Here is a 17,895-nt window from a genome sequence, read left to right on the forward strand (position 1 = left end):
CCCTTACAGCTTCATCAGGCTGGCGTCGTCGACCGAGGCCGAGTGGCGGGTACGGAACAGCGACACGATGATCGCCAGCCCGACCACGACCTCCGCGGCGGCGACGACCATCGTGAAGAAGGCGATGATCTGGCCGTCGAGATTGCCGTGCATCCGGGAGAAGGTGACGAACGCGAGGTTGCAGGCGTTGAGCATCAGCTCGACGCACATGAACACCACGATCGCGTTCCGCCGGATCAGCACGCCGGTGGCGCCGATCGTGAACAGCAGGGCGGCGAGATAGAGGTAGTTGACCGGGTTCACTTCGACGCCTCCTCGGTCCTCTTCAGGGCCGGTCCCTCGTCCTCGGCCCGTTCCAGGCGCTCCGCGGCACGCTGCTCCAGGGCCTTCAGATCGGCGATCGCCTGGTCGGACACGTCACGGATCTGACCGCGGTCGCGCAGCGTCTTGTTGACGGTCAGCTCGGACGGAGTGCCGTCCGGCAGGAGACCGGCGATGTCCACCGCGTTGTGCCGGGCGTAGACGCCGGGGGCGGGCAGCGGGGGAAGGTGCTTGCCCTCGCGTACGCGCTGCTCGGCCAGCTCACGCTGGGTCTTGGCGCGCTCGGTGCGCTCGCGGTGCGTGAGCACCATGGCGCCGACCGCGGCCGTGATGAGGAGGACGCCGGTGATCTCGAAGGCGAACACGTACTTGGTGAAGATGAGGGCCGCCAGGCCCTCGACATTGCCGTTCGCGTTCGCCTTGCCGAGGCCGTTGAAGTCCTGCAGGGAGGCGTTGGCGATGCCGGCGAGCAGCAGCACGCCGAAGCCGAGCCCGCAGACAAGGGCCAGCCAGCGCTGTCCCTTGATGGTCTCCTTCAGGGAGTCCGCCGCGGTGACACCGACGAGCATCACCACGAACAGGAACAGCATCATGATCGCGCCGGTGTAGACGACGATCTGCACGATGCCCAGGAAGTAGGCGCCGTTGGCGAGATAGAACACCGCCAGCACGATCATGGTGCCGGCGAGGCACAGCGCGCTGTGCACGGCCTTCTTCATGAACACGGTGCACAGGGCGCCGATCACCGCGACCGTACCGAGGACCCAGAACTGGAAGGCCTCACCGGTGGAGGTGGTGTAGGCGGCGAGCTGCGGGCTCATGCCTCAGCCCCCTTTTCTCCCTTGGACACGGCCACTTGGCGCTCCGTGCCGGGAGCGGCCTCCGTGACCAGGCCCCGGTAGTAGTCCTGCTCGTCCATCCCGGGGTGGATCGCGTGCGGCGAGTCGACCATGCCCTCTTCGAGACCGGCGAGCAGCTGCTCCTTGGTGTAGATGAGGTTCGCGCGGCTGGAGTCCGCCAGCTCGAACTCGTTCGTCATCGTGAGCGCGCGTGTGGGGCACGCCTCGATGCACAGGCCGCACAGAATGCAGCGGGCGTAGTTGATCTGGTAGACCCGCCCGTACCGCTCACCGGGCGAGTAACGCTCCTCGTCGGTGTTGTCCGCGCCCTCCACGTAGATCGCGTCGGCGGGGCAGGCCCACGCGCACAGCTCACAGCCGACGCACTTCTCCAGGCCGTCCGGATGGCGGTTGAGCTGGTGCCGTCCGTGGAACCGCGGAGCCGTGGTCTTCTTCTGCTCCGGGTACTGCTCGGTCAGCCGCTTCTTGAACATGGCCTTGAAGGTCACGCCGAAGCCGGCCACGGGGTTCTGGAAACCGGGCTTGGTCTCCTTGGGTTCCTCAGCCATCGGACGCCTCCTTTCCATCCGTAGATCCGTCACTGACAGTGTCCGACCCGCCACTGACAATCAGCTCCCGCTCCCTGCGCGGGCGGCGGCGGGGAACGGGCGGAAGGGTCTGCCCCGGCAGCGGCGGTACGGGGAATCCGCCCGCCATGGGATCGAAGGCGGCGGGCTCCTCGGCGGGCTGCGCCGGTTCCTTCGCCTTCTCGCGGAACATGTCGATCACGAACGACAGCAGCAGCAGCGCGAGGACGCCGCCTGCCACGTACAGGGCGATGTCGCTGAAGGCGTAGTGCTCGTTGCGCAGCACCCGCACGGTCGCGACGAGCATCAGCCAGACCACGGAGACCGGGATGAGGACCTTCCACCCGAGCTTCATCAGCTGGTCGTAGCGGACGCGCGGGAGCGTGCCGCGCAGCCAGATGAAGAAGAACAGCAGCAGCTGCACCTTGATCACGAACCACAGCAGCGGCCACCAGCCGTGGTTCGCACCGGCCCAGAAGGTGCTGATCGGCCAGGGCGCCCGCCAGCCCCCGAGGAAGAGCGTGGTCGACACGGCGGAGACCGTCACCATGTTCACGTACTCGGCGAGCATGAACATCGCGAACTTGATCGACGAGTACTCGGTGTTGAAGCCACCGACCAGGTCGCCCTCGGACTCCGGCATGTCGAAGGGGGCGCGGTTGGTCTCACCGACCATCGTGACGATGTAGATGATGAACGAGACCGGCAGCAGCAGGATGAACCAGCGGTCGTGCTGCTGCTCGACGATCCTCGACGTCGACATCGATCCCGAGTAGAGGAACACGGAGGCGAAGGCGGCACCCATGGCGATCTCGTAGGAGATCATCTGGGCGCAGGAGCGCAGCCCGCCGAGGAGCGGGTAGGTGGATCCGGAACTCCAGCCCGCAAGCACGATGCCGTAGATGCCGACCGAGGCGACCGCGAGGATGTAGAGCATCGCGATCGGCAGGTCGGTCAGCTGCATCGCGGTGCGATGGCCGAAGATCGAGATCTCGTTGCCCGAGGGCCCGAAGGGGATCACCGCGATCGCCATGAAGGCCGGGATGGCCGCGACGATCGGCGCGAGGACGTAGACCACCTTGTCCGCGCGTTTGACGATGACGTCTTCCTTCAGCATCAGCTTCACGCCGTCGGCGAGCGACTGGAGCATGCCCCAGGGGCCGTGCCGGTTGGGGCCGATGCGCAGCTGCATCCAGGCGACGACCTTGCGCTCCCAGACGATGGAGAACAGCACGGTCACCATCAGGAAGGCGAAGCAGAAGACCGCCTTGATGACGACCAGCCACCACGGGTCGTGGCCGAACATGGAGAGGTCTTCAGCGGCGAGGTACGGGCTCATGCCTCCACCTCCTTGGGAGCGTCGGCGGAAACCGTCGCCGGGCCGATGTGGACGAGGGTGCCGGGCAGCGCCCCGGTGTCGGAGCCGACGCCGCCGCCCGTGGAGTTCAGCGGAAGCCAGACGACCCGGTCGGGCATCTCGGTGATCTGCAGCGGGAGTTCCACGGTCCCTGCGGGGCCGGTCACGGCCAGGAGGTCGCCGTCCTTGATGCCCGCCTCGGCGGCCGTGGCCGCGGACACACGCGCGCGTGCCGCGTGCCGTGTGCCGGCGAGGGCGTCGTCGCCTTCCTGAAGGCGGCCCTGGTCGAGCAGCAGCCGGTGGCCGGCGAGCACGGCCTCCCCGGCGGCGGGTCGCGCCAATTGCCCGCCGATCTCCAGGGGGTTGTCCGCGCGGGGGCCGTCCCACGCCCCGAGCCGGTCCAGCTCCGTACGCAGCGTGTGCAGATCCGGAAGCCCCAGGTGGACGTCCATGGCGTCGGAGAGCATCTGGAGCACACGCACATCGGTGGGTGCCAGGCGGCGGGACATCTGGTCGGGCTTGAGCGCGGCGTCGAACAAGCGGGCGCGGCCCTCCCAGTTGAGGAAGGTCCCCGCCTTCTCGGCGACCGCCGCGACGGGCAGCACCACGTCCGCGCGCTCGGTGACCTCACCGGGGCGCAGTTCGAGCGAGACCAGGAAGTCCACCGCGGAGAGCGCCTCACGCGCGCGTGCCGGGTCGGGCAGGTCGGCGACCTCGACACCGGCGACCACGAGGGCCCCCAGCTCGCCGGTGGCCGCGGCCTCGATGATCCGGCCCGTGTCCCGGCCGTAGCGGTGCGGGAGTTCGGCGACGCCCCAGGCGGCCGCGACCTCCTCCCGCGCACGCGGGTCGGTGGCCGGGCGTCCGCCCGGCAGCAGCGACGGAAGCGCGCCCACCTCGACGGCGCCGCGCTCCCCGGCCCGGCGCGGGATCCACACCAGGTCGGCTCCGGTCGCGGCCGCGGTGCGGACGGCGGCGGTCAGTCCGCCCGCCACACCGGCGAGGCGCTCGCCGACGACGATCACCGCGCCCTCGGTGCGCAGGGCCTCGGCGGCGCGTACGCCGTCCTCCTCCAGACCGACCTTGCCGGCCAGCGCGTCCAGCCACTCGGTCTCGGTACCGGGCGCGGCGGGCAGCAGCGTGCCGCCCGCCTTCTCCAGGCCCCTGGTGGCGTGCGTGGCGAGCGAGAAGACCTGCTGCCCGTGCCCGCGCCAGGCCTTGCGCAGCCGCAGGAAGACGCCGGGCGCCTCCTCCTCCGACTCGAACCCGACGAGCAGGACGGCGGGCGCCTTCTCGAGGGAGGTGTACGTGACCCCCGTGCCGTCCAGGTCGCGACCGCGTCCGGCGATCCGGGCGGCCAGGAAGTCGGCCTCCTCGGCGCTGTGCACCCGCGCGCGGAAGTCGATGTCGTTCGTCTCGAGGGCCACCCGCGCGAACTTGCTGTACGCGTAGGCGTCCTCGACGGTGAGCCGGCCGCCGGTCAGCACTCCGGCCCGGCCCCGCGCGGCCAGCAGACCCCGGGCCGCCGCCTCCAGCGCCTCGGGCCAGGACGAAGGCTCCAGTTCACCCGACTCGCCCCGCACCAGCGGCGTCTGCAGCCGGTCCCTCATCTGCGCGTACCGGAAGCCGAACCGCCCCTTGTCGCAGATCCACTCCTCGTTGACCTCGGGGTCGTTCGCCGCGAGGCGCCGCATGACCTTGCCGCGGCGGTGGTCCGTCCGGGTCGCGCAGCCGCCGGAGCAGTGCTCGCACACGGACGGCGACGAGACCAGGTCGAAGGGCCGGGAGCGGAACCGGTACGCCGCCGACGTGAGCGCGCCCACCGGGCAGATCTGGATGGTGTTCCCGGAGAAGTACGACTCGAAGGGGTCGCCCTCGCCGGTGCCGACCTGCTGGAGCGCGCCCCGTTCGAGCAGCTCGATCATCGGGTCGCCCGCGATCTGGTTGGAGAACCGGGTGCAGCGGGCGCACAGAACGCACCGCTCCCGGTCCAGCAGCACCTGGGTGGAGATCGGGACGGGCTTCTCGTAGGTGCGCTTCCTGCCCTCGAAGCGGGACTCGGCGCTGCCGTGCGACATCGCCTGGTTCTGCAGCGGGCACTCGCCGCCCTTGTCGCAGACCGGGCAGTCCAGGGGGTGGTTGATGAGCAGGAGCTCCATCACACCCTTCTGGGCCTTCTCGGCGACCGGCGACGTGAGATGGGTCTTCACGACCATCCCGTCCGTGCAGGTGATCGTGCAGGAGGCCATGGGCTTGCGCTGGCCCTCGACCTCGACGATGCACTGGCGGCAGGCGCCGACCGGGTCGAGGAGGGGATGGTCGCAGAAGCGGGGCACCTCGATGCCGAGCTGCTCGGCGGCGCGGATGACCAGGGTGCCCTTAGGCACGCTGATCTCGATGCCGTCGATCGTCAGCGTCACGAGGTCCTCCGGCGGGACCGCCGCTTCTCCCCCTCCCGAGGGAGCGCTGGTGGTCACGGTCATGCGGTCACCTCCGTGGGCTTGTCAGCCCAGGCCGTGGACTTGGCCGGGTCGAAGGGGCAGCCCCGGCCCGTGATGTGCTCCTCGTACTCCTCGCGGAAGTACTTGAGGGAGGAGAAGATCGGCGAGGCGGCGCCGTCGCCGAGGGCGCAGAAGGACTTGCCGTTGATGTTGTCGGCGATGTCGGCGAGCTTGTCGAGGTCGGACATGCTCCCCTTGCCCGCCTCGATGTCGCGCAGCAACTGGACGAGCCAGTAGGTGCCTTCGCGGCAGGGTGTGCACTTGCCGCAGGACTCGTGGGCGTAGAACTCGGTCCAGCGGGTGACGGCGCGGACCACGCAGGTCGTCTCGTCGAAGCACTGCAGGGCCTTGGTGCCGAGCATGGAACCGGCGGCGCCGACGCCCTCGTAGTCGAGCGGGACGTCGAGGTGCTCGTCGGTGAACATGGGGGTCGAGGAACCGCCCGGTGTCCAGAACTTGAGGCGGTGGCCGGCCCGCATCCCGCCGCTCATGTCGAGCAGCTGGCGCAGGGTGACGCCGAGCGGGGCCTCGTACTGGCCCGGGTTCGTGACATGGCCGCTGAGCGAGTAGAGCGTGAAGCCCGGGGACTTCTCGCTGCCCATCGAGCGGAACCACTCCTTGCCCCGGTGCAGGATCGCGGGAACGGATGCGATCGACTCGACGTTGTTCACCACGGTCGGGCACGCGTAGAGGCCCGCGACCGCGGGGAAGGGAGGACGCAGTCGTGGCTGGCCCCTGCGGCCTTCGAGCGAGTCGAGCAGTGCGGTCTCCTCACCGCAGATGTACGCGCCGGCGCCCGCGTGCACGGTGAGTTCGAGGTCGAGTCCGCTGCCCTGGATGTCCTTGCCGAGGTAGCCCGCCGCGTAGGCCTCCGCCACGGCAGCGTGCAACCGCCGCAGCACGGGGACGACTTCGCCGCGCAGATAGATGAAGGCGTGCGACGACCGGATCGCGTAGCACGCGATGACGATGCCCTCGATGAGACTGTGCGGGTTGGCGAACAGGAGCGGGATGTCCTTGCAGGTCCCGGGCTCCGATTCGTCGGCGTTGACGACCAGGTAGTGGGGCTTGCCGTCTCCCTGGGGGATGAACTGCCACTTCATCCCCGTCGGGAAGCCTGCGCCGCCGCGCCCGCGCAGCCCCGAGTCCTTGACGTACGCGATCACGTCGTCCGGCGACATGGCGAGGGCCTTGCGCAGCCCTTCGTACCCTTCGTGCCTCCGGTAGACGTCCAGCGTCCAGGGCTTCTCCTCGTCCCAGAAGGCGGACAGAACGGGCGACAGCAGCTTCTCGGGGCTGACCTCTCCCCCGCCCTCGAACTTGCCCGGGCGGGCGGTCCCCCCGTCCTCGGTGGTCACTGTCATCACTCCCCCTCCTCCGTGACGGGACCCGCCGGGTGGGCCGGGTCGGAGGCCGATGTGTCCTGCGGCGCGTCGTGCGAGCCGAGGTGCTCGGCCGGAGACGGCTCGTGCACGGACCCCGGTCGCGGCTCGTCGTGCGGTCCGCCGTCGCGCGGGTGCACCACGCGCGCGGTGGGGGTCTCGCCCTTGGACAGCCGGAGCCCGACCAGCGAGGCGGGGCCCGCGCCGCCGCTCGCGTCGACGGCACCCTGCCGTTCGTCGGGGAAACCGGCCAGCATCCGGGCGGTCTCCTTGAAGGTGCACAGGGGCGCGCCGCGGGTGGGTTCGACCTGCCGTCCCGCCCGCAGGTCGTCGACGAGGCTCCTGGCGCTCTCGGGGGTCTGGTTGTCGAAGAACTCCCAGTTGACCATCACGACCGGCGCGTAGTCGCAGGCCGCGTTGCACTCGATGTGCTCCAGGGTGACCTTGCCGTCGCCGGTGGTCTCGCCGTTGCCGACGCCCAGGTGCTCCTGGAGGGCGGAGAAGATCGCGTCACCGCCCATCACGGCGCACAGCGTGTTGGTGCAGACACCCACCTGGTAGTCCCCGGAGGGCCTGCGCCGGTACATGGTGTAGAAGGTCGCGACCGCGGTGACCTCGGCCGTGGTCAGGCCGAGCATGTCCGCGCAGAACTGCATTCCGGTGCGTGTGACATGCCCCTCCTCCGACTGCACGAGGTGCAGCATCGGCAGCAGGGCGGAGCGCGAGTCCGGGTAGCGCTCGACGATGTCGCGCGCGTCCCGCTCGAGCCGGGCCCGCACGTCGTCCGGGTAGTCGGGCGCGGGCAGCTCGGGCATCCCGAGGCTGATGCCGCGCTCCGAGGAACTGGTGGTCACCGGTCGACGCCTCCCATCACGGGGTCGATGGACGCGACGGCGACGATCACGTCGGCGACCTGGCCGCCCTCGCACATCGCCGCCATGGCCTGCAGGTTGGTGAAGGACGGGTCCCGGAAGTGGACCCGGTAGGGGCGGGTGCCGCCGTCGGACACGACGTGCACCCCGAGTTCGCCCTTGGGCGACTCGACCGCCGCGTACGCCTGTCCCGGCGGGACCCGGAATCCCTCGGTCACCAGCTTGAAGTGGTGGATCAGGGCCTCCATGGAGGTGCCCATGATCTTCTTGATGTGGTCGAGGGAGTTGCCGAGCCCGTCCGGCCCGAGGGCCAGCTGCGCGGGCCAGGCGATCTTCTTGTCGGCGACCATGACCGGTCCGGGCTGCAGCCGGTCAAGGCACTGCTCGACGATCGCGAGCGACTGGCGCATCTCCTCGAGACGGACGAGGAAACGGCCGTAGGCGTCGCTGGTGTCCGCGGTCGGGATCTCGAAGTCGTAGGTCTCGTAACCGCAGTAGGGCTGGGCCTTGCGCAGGTCGTGCGGCAGCCCGGCGGAGCGCAGGATCGGGCCGGTGGCGCCGAGGGCCATGCAGCCGGCCAGATCGAGATAGCCGATGTCCTGCATACGCGCCTTGAAGATGGGGTTCCCGGTGGCGAGTTTGTCGTACTCCGGGAGGTTCTTCTTCATCTTCTTCACGAACTCGCGGATCTGGTCCACCGCGCCCGGCGGCAGGTCCTGGGCGAGTCCGCCCGGGCGGATATAGGCGTGGTTCATCCGCAGACCGGTGATCAGCTCGTAGATGTCGAGGATCAGTTCCCGGTCACGGAAGCCGTAGATCATGATCGTGGTGGCGCCGAGCTCCATGCCCCCGGTGGCGATGCACACCAGGTGGGAGGACAACCGGTTGAGCTCCATCAGGAGCACTCGGATGATCGTGGCGCGGTCCGGTACCTCGTCCTCGATGCCGAGGAGCTTCTCGACCGCGAGACAGTACGCCGTCTCGTTGAAGAACGGCGTGAGGTAGTCCATGCGCGTCACGAACGTGGTGCCCTGCGTCCACGTGCGGTACTCGAGGTTCTTCTCGATACCGGTGTGGAGATAGCCGATGCCGCAGCGGGCCTCGGTGACGGTCTCGCCCTCGATCTCCAGGATGAGCCGGAGCACGCCGTGCGTGGACGGGTGCTGCGGGCCCATGTTGACGATGAGGCGTTCGTCGTCGGCGCGGGCCGCGGACTGGACGACCTCGTCCCAGTCGCCGCCGGTGACCGTGTAGACGGTGCCTTCGGTCGTCTCGCGCGCGGAGGCGGAGGACGGAGTCTGCGTGCTCATGAGTACGACCTCCGCTGGTCCGGAGCCGGGATCTGGGCGCCCTTGTACTCGACGGGGATTCCGCCGAGGGGATAGTCCTTGCGCTGCGGGAACCCCTGCCAGTCGTCGGGCATCATGATCCGCGTCAGCGCCGGGTGGCCGTCGAAGATCAGGCCGAAGAAGTCGTACGTCTCGCGCTCGTGCCAGTCGTTCGTGGGATAGACGGGGACGAGCGACGGGACGTGCGGGTCGGCGTCGGGCGCGCTGACCTCCAGGCGGATCAGCCGGTTGTGGGTGATCGAGCGCAGGTGGTAGACGGCGTGCAGTTCGCGGCCCTTGTCGCCGGGATAGTGCACTCCGCTCACGCCCGTGCACAGTTCGAAGCGGAGCGCCGGGTCGTCACGCAGGGTCTGGGCGACGGCGACCAGGTACTCGCGTTCGATGTGGAAGGTCACCTCGCCCCGGTCGACGACGGTCTTCTCGATGGCGTTGCCGGGGACGAGGCCCTGCTCCTCGAGTGCGCCCTCGAGTTCGTCGGCGACCTCGTCGAACCAGCCTCCGTAGGGCCGCGTCGCGGCGCCGGGGAGACGGACGGAGCGGACCAGGCCACCGTATCCGGAGGTGTCTCCGCCGTTGTTGGCGCCGAACATGCCCCGCTGGACGCGGATCTCCTCGCCGTGGTCGCCGCGCATCCCCGGCAGGTTCGCGGCGCCGAGGTCCTTCTCGGGGTTGACGCCGTTGCCGTTCGCGCCGTCGCCCGGCGTGTTCGCGCCGTTGCTCTTCGCATCGCTCATCGCAGCAGCCCCTTCATCTCGATCGTCGGGAGTGCCTTGAGCGCCGCTTCCTCCGCCTCACGGGCCGCCTCCTCGGCGTTGACGCCGAGCTTCGAGGTCTGGATCTTGTGGTGGAGCTTGAGGATCGCGTCCATCAGCATCTCGGGCCGCGGCGGACAGCCCGGCAGATAGATGTCGACGGGGACGATGTGATCCACGCCCTGGACGATCGCGTAGTTGTTGAACATGCCGCCCGAGGAGGCGCAGACCCCCATGGAGATCACCCACTTGGGGCTCGGCATCTGGTCGTAGACCTGCCGGAGGACCGGCGCCATCTTCTGGCTGACACGGCCCGCGACGATCATCAGGTCCGCCTGCCGGGGCGAGCCGCGGAAGACCTCCATGCCGAAGCGCGCCAGGTCGTAGCGGCCCGCGCCGGTGGTCATCATCTCGATGGCACAGCAGGCGAGGCCGAAGGTGGCGGGGAAGACCGACGCCTTGCGCACCCAGCCCGCGGCCTGCTCGACGGTGGTGAGAAGGAAACCGCTCGGCAGCTTTTCTTCGAGTCCCATGACTAATGGCCCCTCAGTCCCATTCCAGGCCGCCGCGCCGCCATACGTACGCGTACGCGACGAAGACGGTGAGCACGAAGAGCAGCATCTCCACGAGCCCGAAAACGCCGAGGGCGTCGAAGGTGACGGCCCACGGATAGAGGAAGACGATCTCGATGTCGAAGACGATGAAGAGCATCGCCGTCAGGTAGTACTTGATCGGGAAGCGCCCGCCACCGGCCGGCGTGGGGGTCGGTTCGATACCGCACTCGTACGCCTCGAGCTTGGCGCGGTTGTACCGCTTCGGACCGATCAGCGTGGCCATGACCACGGAGAAGATCGCAAAGCCTGCCCCGAGGGCTCCCAGTACGAGGATGGGCGCATACGCGTTCACCGCTCCTCGCTCCTCTCAGTCGGCACTGACTGCTGGCGGTTGTGCCGGGTTCACGGCCACCCCACCTGTCCCACGAACCCCACTCGCCCCAGCGAAGATCGCGTACATGTGAAGCAGGTCACAAGCCCAACTGCCCCGCATCTTATGCCCGCCGGTATGTGATCTGCGACACGGGGGTCATCACGTACTTTGTGATCTCCACCACCAGGCGAAGGATCATGAAGTCGGATGAGCGGTGATCTTCGTACGCGAAGCAGTCGAGCGATCACCAAGAGGTGACATTTTCGCTCGTCGTCGCTGGTCGGAGCCGTCTCGCACTATCAAACGGGAGTCGCTCGAAGCAAATTCGCCCTGGGCACGATCCCTTGATAGTGGACTCCGTTCACACGTCAGTGGGAGGCGTGTGGACGGATGTGGACGTGTGCACGCGTTCACGAGCCGGGGGCAGACCTCGAGGGGAACGGGGTGGTGCGCATGTGGATGGACGCGGAGGGCACCCCTCGCGCACGGGACGCCGCCGCAGCGGTGACCGTTCCGTGACCTGCACCACATCGGCAGATGATCCGATAAGCGGGGCTTGGCCACCCGGGCCGACCGATGGTAGGCGCAGAGCAATCCGGACGTAACGACGAAAGGCCGTGATCACAGGCTTGATCACCACTGTCCACAATGTCCGTTACGGCGTCAATAAGGATTGACGCGAAGGATATTTGAGGTGTCGATTGAACAACTGTGGCGCACCACACGTTTCTTGAAGGTATGGAGGAGCCCCTGATACCGCTTGTACTCATGTCCCACACCGCTCACATACGCAGCCACCGGAAGTCCCGCAACCGCAGCGCGTCGACGATCGCGATGCGGGCCGGGGTTGCCGGGGGCGTCCTCGGTCTGGCCGCCGCCGGAGCTTCGGCCACGGCGAACGCCGCCGAGCCGGTGACGCAGACGCTCGAACTGCCCACCCTGACCAGCGACCTGGCCCAGCAGGTCGCGCAGTCCGCGGCCGCCACCCAGCAGGCCGCGGCCAACTACCAGTTGCAGGCCGAGCGTGATGCGGCCGCCGCAAAGGCCGCAAAGCAGGCAAAGGCGGACCTCGCCGAGGCCAAGAAGAAGGCCGCGGAGGCCAAGCGCAAGGCCGAGGCCGCGCGCAAGTCCGCGGCGGCCGCCGCCTCGCGCAGCGCCGAGCGCACCGTCCTCACCGCCGCGTCGAACAGCACCGCGACGAGCACCTCCACGGCGACCGGTTCGGCCGCCGCGGTCATCGCCTTCGTCAAGGCGCAGATCGGCGACTCGTACGTCATGGGCGGCACCGGCCCCAACTCGTGGGACTGCTCCGGTCTCGTGCAGGCCGCGTTCAAGCAGGTCGGCGTCAGCCTCCCGCGCGTCTCCCAGGGCCAGTCGACCGCCGGCACCCAGGTCTCGCTCAGCAATCTGCAGCCGGGCGACATCCTCTACTGGGGCGGTGCGGGCAGCGCGTACCACGTCGGCGTGTACGTCGGCGACGGCATGTTCGTCGGCGCGCAGAACCCCTCCACCGGTGTGGTGGAGAAGCCGCTGTCGTACGACCCGCCGTCCGGCGCGGTCCGGGTGCTCTGAACGAGCTGCCGGGAAGTCGTGGGGAGTGAAGGGCCGCAGCCGCTCGGGGGCAGCGGCCCTCCTCCTCATCCGAGGTCGAAGGTGTTCGGCAGGCCGAGCCGGTAGCGCACCTCGTCGACGCGCTTGAGGGGCTCCATCTCCGGCGGTCGGTACAGCTCCCAGATCCGGCACCGTTCCGCCTCGGAACCGTCCCGGTCGAGCAGCGCGTTGACGGCGCGGCGCGCCGACTCGTTGGCGCCTTCCATCGTCGCCAGGTCCACATCGGTGCGGACGTAGTCGCCGGCGAGGAAGAAGTTCGGCACGGCGGTCCTCGCCGACGGGCGGTTGTAGAGCGTGCCCGTGGGATGGATCAGGAGTGGCTCGCGGTTCTGCGGATCGGGGCCGCCGAGCCCCGTCACGGCCGGATCCATGAACCAGCCGAGCCGGTCGGCGTCCGTCAGCACCGTCTTGCCCGAGTCGTTCAGCGCGTCCTTCAGCTGCGCCCAGCACTCCTCGACGATCTCCTCGCGTGTGCACTCACGGGCCTTCTTGCCGTACAGGATGCCCGGCTTGTCCCACTCCGAGACGATCACGGACAGGCAGTCGTGGGCGCGCCCGTCGCCGTAGTCCTCCGAGAAGTTCCGGACGTCCCAGAACTGCGCCTGCCCGATCCCCGTCACCGACCAGGGTGAGTCGAGGCAGTTGATGTGCCCATGGACGACGGGCGTCGGCGTGCGCAGGTAGAACTGCACACCGGTCATCCAGTCCGTCTGCAGCGCGTCGCACCGGGCGAGCTGCGGGTCGGCCGCGCGCAGGGCGGCACCCCAGGTGCGCCGGGCGTGCTCCACGGGCATGGCCGAGACGTAGCGGTCGGCCGTGACGGTGCGTTCGCCGCCGCCGTCACGGGCCGCGACCCTGACACCGCTGACCTGCCCGCCCTCGTACAGCACCTCCCGCACCTCCGTGCCGAGCACGAACCCGACGCCCAGCGAGCGCAGGTGCGCGGACCAGGGGTCGATCCACGCCTCGCTCGTCGGGGCGTCGAGCACCCGGTCGATGTCCGCGTCGCCGTCCATGCCCCGGCCGAGCAGACCCCACAGCAGCAGCGCCTCGATGATGACGCGGCCGACGGTACGGGTGGAGGCGATCTCGGCACGGGTGGCGACGAGGTTGCGCGTCTGTCCGACGCCGAGGAGGGTGCCGTACTCCTCGCTCATCCGCTCGGCGCGGATGAAGTCCCACCAGGTGGTCTTCTCCCACTGGTCCTCCCGGCGCGCGTCACAGCTGGTGAGGTGGACGAGGACGCGGTCGGCGAAGTAGGCGGCCTCGTCCGCGGGCAGCCGGCTGCCCAGGTCGAGGACGGAGAGGATCTGGTCGCGGAGCCACGACGGCGTGATGTCGCCCGGCGCGGGCGGCGTGGTGACCCGCCGCAGCGGGAAGTGGAGATCCGGACGGCCCGCCTCGCGGGCGAAGAGCGCCTCGGTGCCGCCGCGGAGGTTGTCGTGGACACCGTTCGCGTTGCCGGGGAAGGGGATGCGGCGCAGGGTGTCCGGCAGGTTCCGGTAGAAGCCCGGGAAGAAGCGGAAGCCGTGTTCGCCGGGCAGCGGTCTGCGACCGCCCGTGCCCGTTCCGGGGACGTCCATCGAGCGGGCCTTGCCGCCGAGCACGTCGTAGTACTCGTAGACGGTCACGGTGTAGCCGCGTTCGGCGAGTTCCTGGGCGGCGCTGAGTCCGGAGACGCCGCCGCCGAGGACGGCGACCTGCCGGCCGGTGGAGGCGGCGGCGGTGTCCGGCCATAACGCGAAGGCCCCCACCGCACTCCCGGCGCCCGCCAGGAACCGTCTGCGGGTCGTTCCCTGGTGTTCTGTTGTCATGGATACGGGAGGGTAGGGAGGGCGGGCACCACGACGACAGGGCCCGGTCGGGTCACCCACCGCATCCTCACAACCGTGCAGGATTCACCCGAAAGGGAACACAGGCGTGACGACGGGTGCCGGACCGGTTCCCATGGCCGTCCGGCACCCCCCGTACCGCGGGGTCAGGCCTTCGGAGCCACCTTCGACAGACCGTTGATGACCCGGTCCATCGCGTCGCCGCCGGTCGGGTCGGTCAGGTTGGCGAGGAGCTTCAGCGTGAACTTCATCAGCAGCGGATGGGTCAGGCCCCGCTGTGCCGCGACCTTCATCACCTTCGGGTTGCCGATCAGCTTCACAAAGGCGCGGCCCAGCGTGTAGTAACCGCCGTAGGTGTCCTTGAGGATCTTCGGGTAGTTCTGCAGGGCCATCTCGCGCTGGGCGGGGGTCGCGCGGGCCAGGGCCTGGACGATGACGTCCGCCGCGATCTGGCCCGACTCCATGGCGTACGCGATGCCCTCGCCGTTGAAGGGGTTCACCAGGCCGCCCGCGTCGCCGACGAGCAACAGGCCCTTGGTGTAGTGCGGCTGGCGGTTGAAGGCCATGGGGAGGGCCGCGCCGCGGATCGGGCCCGTCATGTTCTCGGGGGTGTAGCCCCAGTCCTCGGGCATCGAGGCGCACCAGGCCTTCAGCACCTCGCGCCAGTCCAGCTCCTTGAAGGCGGCGGAGGTGTTCAGGACGCCCAGGCCGACGTTCGAGGTGCCGTCGCCCATGCCGAAGATCCAGCCGTAGCCCGGCAGGAGCCGCTCCTGGCCGCCGCGCCGGTCCCAGAGCTCAAGCCAGGACTCCAGGTAGTCGTCGTCGTGGCGGGGGGAGGTGAAGTAGGTGCGCACCGCGACGCCCATGGGGCGGTCCTCACGGCGGTGCAGGCCCATCGCCAGCGACAGGCGCGTGGAGTTGCCGTCGGCGGCCACCACCAGCGGGGCGTGGAAGGTCACCTCGCGCTTGTCCTCGCCCAGCTTGGCATGCACGCCGGTGATACGGCCGGTGCGGTCGTCGACGACGGGCGCGCCCACGTTGCACCGCTCGTACAAGCGCGCGCCGGCCTTCTGCGCCTGTCGCGCCAGTTGCTCGTCGAAATCGTCGCGCTTGCGGACCAGACCGTAGTTCGGGTACGAGGCGAGGTCGGGCCAGTCCAGCTGGAGCCGCACCCCGCCGCCGATGATGCGCAGGCCCTTGTTGCGCAGCCAGCCGGCCTCCTCGGAGATGTCGATGCCCATCGCCACGAGCTGCTTGGTGGCACGGGGCGTGAGGCCGTCGCCGCACACCTTCTCGCGCGGGAACGCGGTCTTCTCCAGCAGCAGGACGTCGAGCCCGGCCTTCGCCAGGTAGTAGGCGGTGGTGGAACCGGCTGGTCCGGCCCCGACGACGATCACATCGGCGGTGTGTTCGGTAAGGGGCTGGGGCTCGGTCACGGCGGGTCTCCCCAAGGCTCGACGACGGCAACGGCGACTCGCGCACCGGCAGCGGCGAATGCGCCGACATCATCGGCGAAAACGGTGTGCTGACGGGCACGGGACATGGGCAGTCTATTCAGCGGTATCGATCCCCCGGCTGAAGGGCTGCCCTCCGTGAACCGAGCTCTCCCCGACGTGCTGCTCCGCGTTCCCAGCGACGAGGACGCCTTCGCCTGGCACAGGGTCTTCGACGACCCCGAGGTCATGAAGTTCCACGGCGGCCGGGCCGCCGAGCTGTCCGTGTACGAGGAGCTGACCGCACGCCAGCGCAGACACGACGCCGAGCGCGGCTTCTGCCTGTGGACCATGCTCGACGACTCGGGCGAGGTCATCGGTTTCACGGGCGCGCAGCCGTGGCCCGGCGGGTGGGGCCCGGAGGGCGAGATCGAGATCGGCTGGCGGCTCGGGCGGGCCCACTGGGGCAGGGGCTATGCCACCGCGGCGGCGCACGCCACGCTGGAGCGCCTGCGGGCGGCGGGCGTGCCCCGGGTCGTGGCGATGGTCCTGCCCGCCAACGAGCGGTCCGTCGCGGTGACCCGGCGCCTGGGCATGGAGCTGGCCGAGGTGTTCACGCACCCCACCCTGGGCGGACCGGCGCACTGCTACCGACTCGATCTGTGACGTTCGGTAGTCGACTGTTGCAGAAAGGCACGTGGCGCTTCCGGGTGGCACCCTCGGCCGGTTACCCTTCCAGTACCGCTGGGGGTGACATCTGTGCGCATAACACCCAAACCACACGAAACGCCCGAAGTGCGTGTGCCGCGGCTGGTCGGCCTGATGGCGATGGACGCGCGCGAGGCCGCCGCGAAGCAGGGCGTGCTGCTGGCCGCACCCGATCGGCCGGAATTCCATCTCATCGTCGTCGACTACGTCGTCCGTCAGTACCCCTTGCCCGGTGCCGAGGTTCCGCGCGGTGCGGTGGTCACCGTGTGGTTCGACCTCGGCGAGGGTGAGGGCGGCGGGGGCGCCGGGGTCCGCGAGCCACGGCTGCCCATTCCGCCACCGGGCGGACTGCGCCGTGAACTCGACGAGCCGGGCAGTGCCTTCGAGGTGCTCAGGTGACCTGACGCCGCCCTGCGCGAGGTCGGATCCGGGGTTCTCGGCGCGGGGAGTCTCAGATCTCCTTGAAGCCGCGGTGCAGCGCCACGATCCCGCCCGTGAGGTTCCGCCACGCCACCGACGACCAGCCCGCCGTGCGCAGCCGCTCGGCCAGGGCTGGCTGGTCGGGCCAGGCGCGGATGGACTCGGCGAGGTAGACGTACGCATCGGGGTTGGACGACACCGCCCGGGCCACCGGCGGAAGCGCGCGCATCAGGTACTCGGTGTAGACCGTGCGGAAGGGGGCCCAGGTCGGGTGTGAGAACTCGCAGATCACGACCCGCCCGCCGGGCTTGGTCACCCGGTGGAGCTCGCGCAGCGCCGCTTCCGTGTCCTGCACGTTCCGCAGTCCGAAGGAGATCGTCACCGCGTCGAAGACGTCGTCCTTGAACGGCAGCCGTGTCGCGTCGCCGGCCGTGAACGGCATCCAGGGAAGCCGCTTCTTGCCGACCTGGAGCATCCCGAGCGAGAAGTCGCAGGGGACGACGTACGCTCCCGTGCGCGTGAAGGGAAGGGACGACGTCGCCGTACCGGCGGCGAGGTCCAGGACCTTCTGCGCGGGGCGCGCGTCCACGGCCCTCGCGACCTCCTTGCGCCAGACCCGGTCCTGTCCGAGCGACAGCAGGTCGTTCGTCAGGTCGTACCGTTCCGCCACGTCGTCGAACATCGAGGCGACTTCGTGCGGCTGCTTGTCCAGGGATGCGCGGGTCACGGTCTCCATTGTGGCAGTACGGGGTGGCCGGGCCCGAGGCACCCGGCCCGTACACCGGGCATCCCGGTCCGGTGGCATGACCGAACCCGTCGAAGAGGGCGCCGGGGGACGTGCACGGCACCACGTGCTGCACCTGTCCCGGCCCGTGCAGGAGGTCCGGCCCGCTCCGGCGACTGCGTCGCGCCCGCGGGGCGGCGGCCGGCGAGCCGTTCGAACCGCGGCTCGGCGGTCAACGGCACGGGGGCGAAGCGGGGTTCGGACACCTCGCCCGGCGCCG

At 69.6% G+C, this 17,895-nt stretch carries 17 protein-coding genes; 3 read left to right on the forward strand and 14 right to left on the reverse strand.

The genetic code is table 11. From position 1 onward, the window contains the following. Nucleotides 1-3 precede the first annotated feature (3 nt). The 11 genes from nuoK to ACSHXN_RS18365 are packed head-to-tail and all read right to left on the reverse strand — an operon-like array spanning nucleotide 4 to nucleotide 10,866. Complete coding sequence (gene nuoK / locus ACSHXN_RS18315; RefSeq protein ID WP_030742982.1) at nucleotides 4-303, reverse strand: NADH-quinone oxidoreductase subunit NuoK; 300 nt, start codon at nucleotides 301-303, stop codon at nucleotides 4-6. Beyond that, nucleotides 300-1,142 (reverse strand): NADH-quinone oxidoreductase subunit J, encoded by an 843-nt coding sequence (locus ACSHXN_RS18320; RefSeq protein ID WP_355136938.1) that lies wholly within the window; start codon nucleotides 1,140-1,142, stop codon nucleotides 300-302. The genes nuoK and ACSHXN_RS18320 overlap by 4 nt, the downstream gene beginning before the upstream one ends. After that, a complete protein-coding gene (gene nuoI, locus ACSHXN_RS18325; protein ID WP_438303373.1) occupies nucleotides 1,139-1,729 on the reverse strand; it encodes an NADH-quinone oxidoreductase subunit NuoI in 591 nt (196 codons plus the stop codon). Before nuoI ends, ACSHXN_RS18320 begins: the two co-directional genes overlap by 4 nt. Further along, complete coding sequence (gene nuoH, locus ACSHXN_RS18330; protein WP_355136942.1) at nucleotides 1,722-3,086, reverse strand: NADH-quinone oxidoreductase subunit NuoH; 1,365 nt, start codon at nucleotides 3,084-3,086, stop codon at nucleotides 1,722-1,724. Before nuoH ends, nuoI begins: the two co-directional genes overlap by 8 nt. After that, nucleotides 3,083-5,587 carry an NADH-quinone oxidoreductase subunit G gene (locus ACSHXN_RS18335; protein WP_355136944.1) on the reverse strand — a complete coding sequence of 835 codons (2,505 nt, stop codon included), beginning with the start codon at nucleotides 5,585-5,587 and terminating at the stop codon, nucleotides 3,083-3,085. The genes nuoH and ACSHXN_RS18335 overlap by 4 nt, the downstream gene beginning before the upstream one ends. After that, complete coding sequence (gene nuoF, locus ACSHXN_RS18340; RefSeq protein WP_355136946.1) at nucleotides 5,584-6,969, reverse strand: NADH-quinone oxidoreductase subunit NuoF; 1,386 nt, start codon at nucleotides 6,967-6,969, stop codon at nucleotides 5,584-5,586. Before nuoF ends, ACSHXN_RS18335 begins: the two co-directional genes overlap by 4 nt. Next, nucleotides 6,969-7,841 (reverse strand): NADH-quinone oxidoreductase subunit NuoE, encoded by an 873-nt coding sequence (gene nuoE, locus ACSHXN_RS18345; protein WP_355136948.1) that lies wholly within the window; start codon nucleotides 7,839-7,841, stop codon nucleotides 6,969-6,971. Before nuoE ends, nuoF begins: the two co-directional genes overlap by 1 nt. Then, nucleotides 7,838-9,169 carry an NADH-quinone oxidoreductase subunit D gene (locus tag ACSHXN_RS18350; protein ID WP_355136950.1) on the reverse strand — a complete coding sequence of 444 codons (1,332 nt, stop codon included), beginning with the start codon at nucleotides 9,167-9,169 and terminating at the stop codon, nucleotides 7,838-7,840. The genes nuoE and ACSHXN_RS18350 overlap by 4 nt, the downstream gene beginning before the upstream one ends. Further along, nucleotides 9,166-9,942 carry an NADH-quinone oxidoreductase subunit C gene (locus ACSHXN_RS18355; RefSeq protein ID WP_355136952.1) on the reverse strand — a complete coding sequence of 259 codons (777 nt, stop codon included), beginning with the start codon at nucleotides 9,940-9,942 and terminating at the stop codon, nucleotides 9,166-9,168. The genes ACSHXN_RS18350 and ACSHXN_RS18355 overlap by 4 nt, the downstream gene beginning before the upstream one ends. Continuing rightward, nucleotides 9,939-10,493 carry a NuoB/complex I 20 kDa subunit family protein gene (locus ACSHXN_RS18360; RefSeq protein ID WP_055493096.1) on the reverse strand — a complete coding sequence of 185 codons (555 nt, stop codon included), beginning with the start codon at nucleotides 10,491-10,493 and terminating at the stop codon, nucleotides 9,939-9,941. The genes ACSHXN_RS18355 and ACSHXN_RS18360 overlap by 4 nt, the downstream gene beginning before the upstream one ends. A 13-nt stretch (nucleotides 10,494-10,506) precedes the next feature. Further along, a complete protein-coding gene (locus tag ACSHXN_RS18365; protein WP_007383963.1) occupies nucleotides 10,507-10,866 on the reverse strand; it encodes an NADH-quinone oxidoreductase subunit A in 360 nt (119 codons plus the stop codon). A gap of 789 nt (nucleotides 10,867-11,655) precedes the next feature. Between ACSHXN_RS18365 and ACSHXN_RS18370 the strand changes: the two genes are divergently transcribed. Further along, a complete protein-coding gene (locus tag ACSHXN_RS18370; RefSeq protein ID WP_355136955.1) occupies nucleotides 11,656-12,459 on the forward strand; it encodes a C40 family peptidase in 804 nt (267 codons plus the stop codon). Nucleotides 12,460-12,524: 65 nt separating this feature from the next. Here ACSHXN_RS18370 and ACSHXN_RS18375 read toward each other — a convergent pair whose 3' ends face one another. Both ACSHXN_RS18375 and ACSHXN_RS18380 read right to left on the reverse strand, forming a co-directional pair. After that, nucleotides 12,525-14,312: a hydroxysqualene dehydroxylase gene (locus ACSHXN_RS18375; protein ID WP_438303375.1), complete on the reverse strand. Its 1,788-nt coding sequence runs from the start codon at nucleotides 14,310-14,312 to the stop codon at nucleotides 12,525-12,527. A 164-nt stretch (nucleotides 14,313-14,476) separates the two neighbouring features. Further along, complete coding sequence (locus tag ACSHXN_RS18380) at nucleotides 14,477-15,766, reverse strand: geranylgeranyl reductase family protein (RefSeq protein WP_355136959.1); 1,290 nt, start codon at nucleotides 15,764-15,766, stop codon at nucleotides 14,477-14,479. Between the two features lie 156 nt (nucleotides 15,767-15,922). Here ACSHXN_RS18380 and ACSHXN_RS18385 point away from each other — a divergent pair, with 156 nt between their 5' ends. Both ACSHXN_RS18385 and ACSHXN_RS18390 read left to right on the forward strand, forming a co-directional pair. Next, nucleotides 15,923-16,429: a GNAT family N-acetyltransferase gene (locus ACSHXN_RS18385; protein ID WP_355136961.1), complete on the forward strand. Its 507-nt coding sequence runs from the start codon at nucleotides 15,923-15,925 to the stop codon at nucleotides 16,427-16,429. 129 nt (nucleotides 16,430-16,558) lie between these two features. After that, complete coding sequence (locus ACSHXN_RS18390; RefSeq protein ID WP_355136963.1) at nucleotides 16,559-16,870, forward strand: PASTA domain-containing protein; 312 nt, start codon at nucleotides 16,559-16,561, stop codon at nucleotides 16,868-16,870. Nucleotides 16,871-16,922: 52 nt separating this feature from the next. Here ACSHXN_RS18390 and ACSHXN_RS18395 read toward each other — a convergent pair whose 3' ends face one another. Then, nucleotides 16,923-17,618 carry a demethylmenaquinone methyltransferase gene (locus ACSHXN_RS18395; protein WP_355136965.1) on the reverse strand — a complete coding sequence of 232 codons (696 nt, stop codon included), beginning with the start codon at nucleotides 17,616-17,618 and terminating at the stop codon, nucleotides 16,923-16,925. Nucleotides 17,619-17,895: the final 277 nt, after the last annotated feature.

This window comes from Streptomyces sp. HUAS TT11 (assembly GCF_051553595.1).
In the GTDB taxonomy this organism is placed as follows: Bacteria; Actinomycetota; Actinomycetes; order Streptomycetales; family Streptomycetaceae; genus Streptomyces.

What these genes read in the sequence shown, in the direction of transcription:
- ACSHXN_RS18320 (WP_355136938.1), bottom strand. Translation starts at nt 1,142, where the DNA reads ATGAGCCCGCAGCTCGCCGCCTACACCACCTCCACCGGTGAGGCCTTC.
- nuoI (WP_438303373.1), bottom strand. Translation starts at nt 1,729, where the DNA reads ATGGCTGAGGAACCCAAGGAGACCAAGCCCGGTTTCCAGAACCCCGTG.
- nuoH (WP_355136942.1), bottom strand. Translation starts at nt 3,086, where the DNA reads ATGAGCCCGTACCTCGCCGCTGAAGACCTCTCCATGTTCGGCCACGAC.
- ACSHXN_RS18335 (WP_355136944.1), bottom strand. Translation starts at nt 5,587, where the DNA reads ATGACCGTGACCACCAGCGCTCCCTCGGGAGGGGGAGAAGCGGCGGTC.
- nuoF (WP_355136946.1), bottom strand. Translation starts at nt 6,969, where the DNA reads ATGACAGTGACCACCGAGGACGGGGGGACCGCCCGCCCGGGCAAGTTC.
- ACSHXN_RS18350 (WP_355136950.1), bottom strand. Translation starts at nt 9,169, where the DNA reads ATGAGCACGCAGACTCCGTCCTCCGCCTCCGCGCGCGAGACGACCGAA.
- ACSHXN_RS18355 (WP_355136952.1), bottom strand. Translation starts at nt 9,942, where the DNA reads ATGAGCGATGCGAAGAGCAACGGCGCGAACACGCCGGGCGACGGCGCG.
- ACSHXN_RS18360 (WP_055493096.1), bottom strand. Translation starts at nt 10,493, where the DNA reads ATGGGACTCGAAGAAAAGCTGCCGAGCGGTTTCCTTCTCACCACCGTC.
- ACSHXN_RS18370 (WP_355136955.1), top strand. Translation starts at nt 11,656, where the DNA reads ATGTCCCACACCGCTCACATACGCAGCCACCGGAAGTCCCGCAACCGC.
- ACSHXN_RS18375 (WP_438303375.1), bottom strand. Translation starts at nt 14,312, where the DNA reads ATGACAACAGAACACCAGGGAACGACCCGCAGACGGTTCCTGGCGGGC.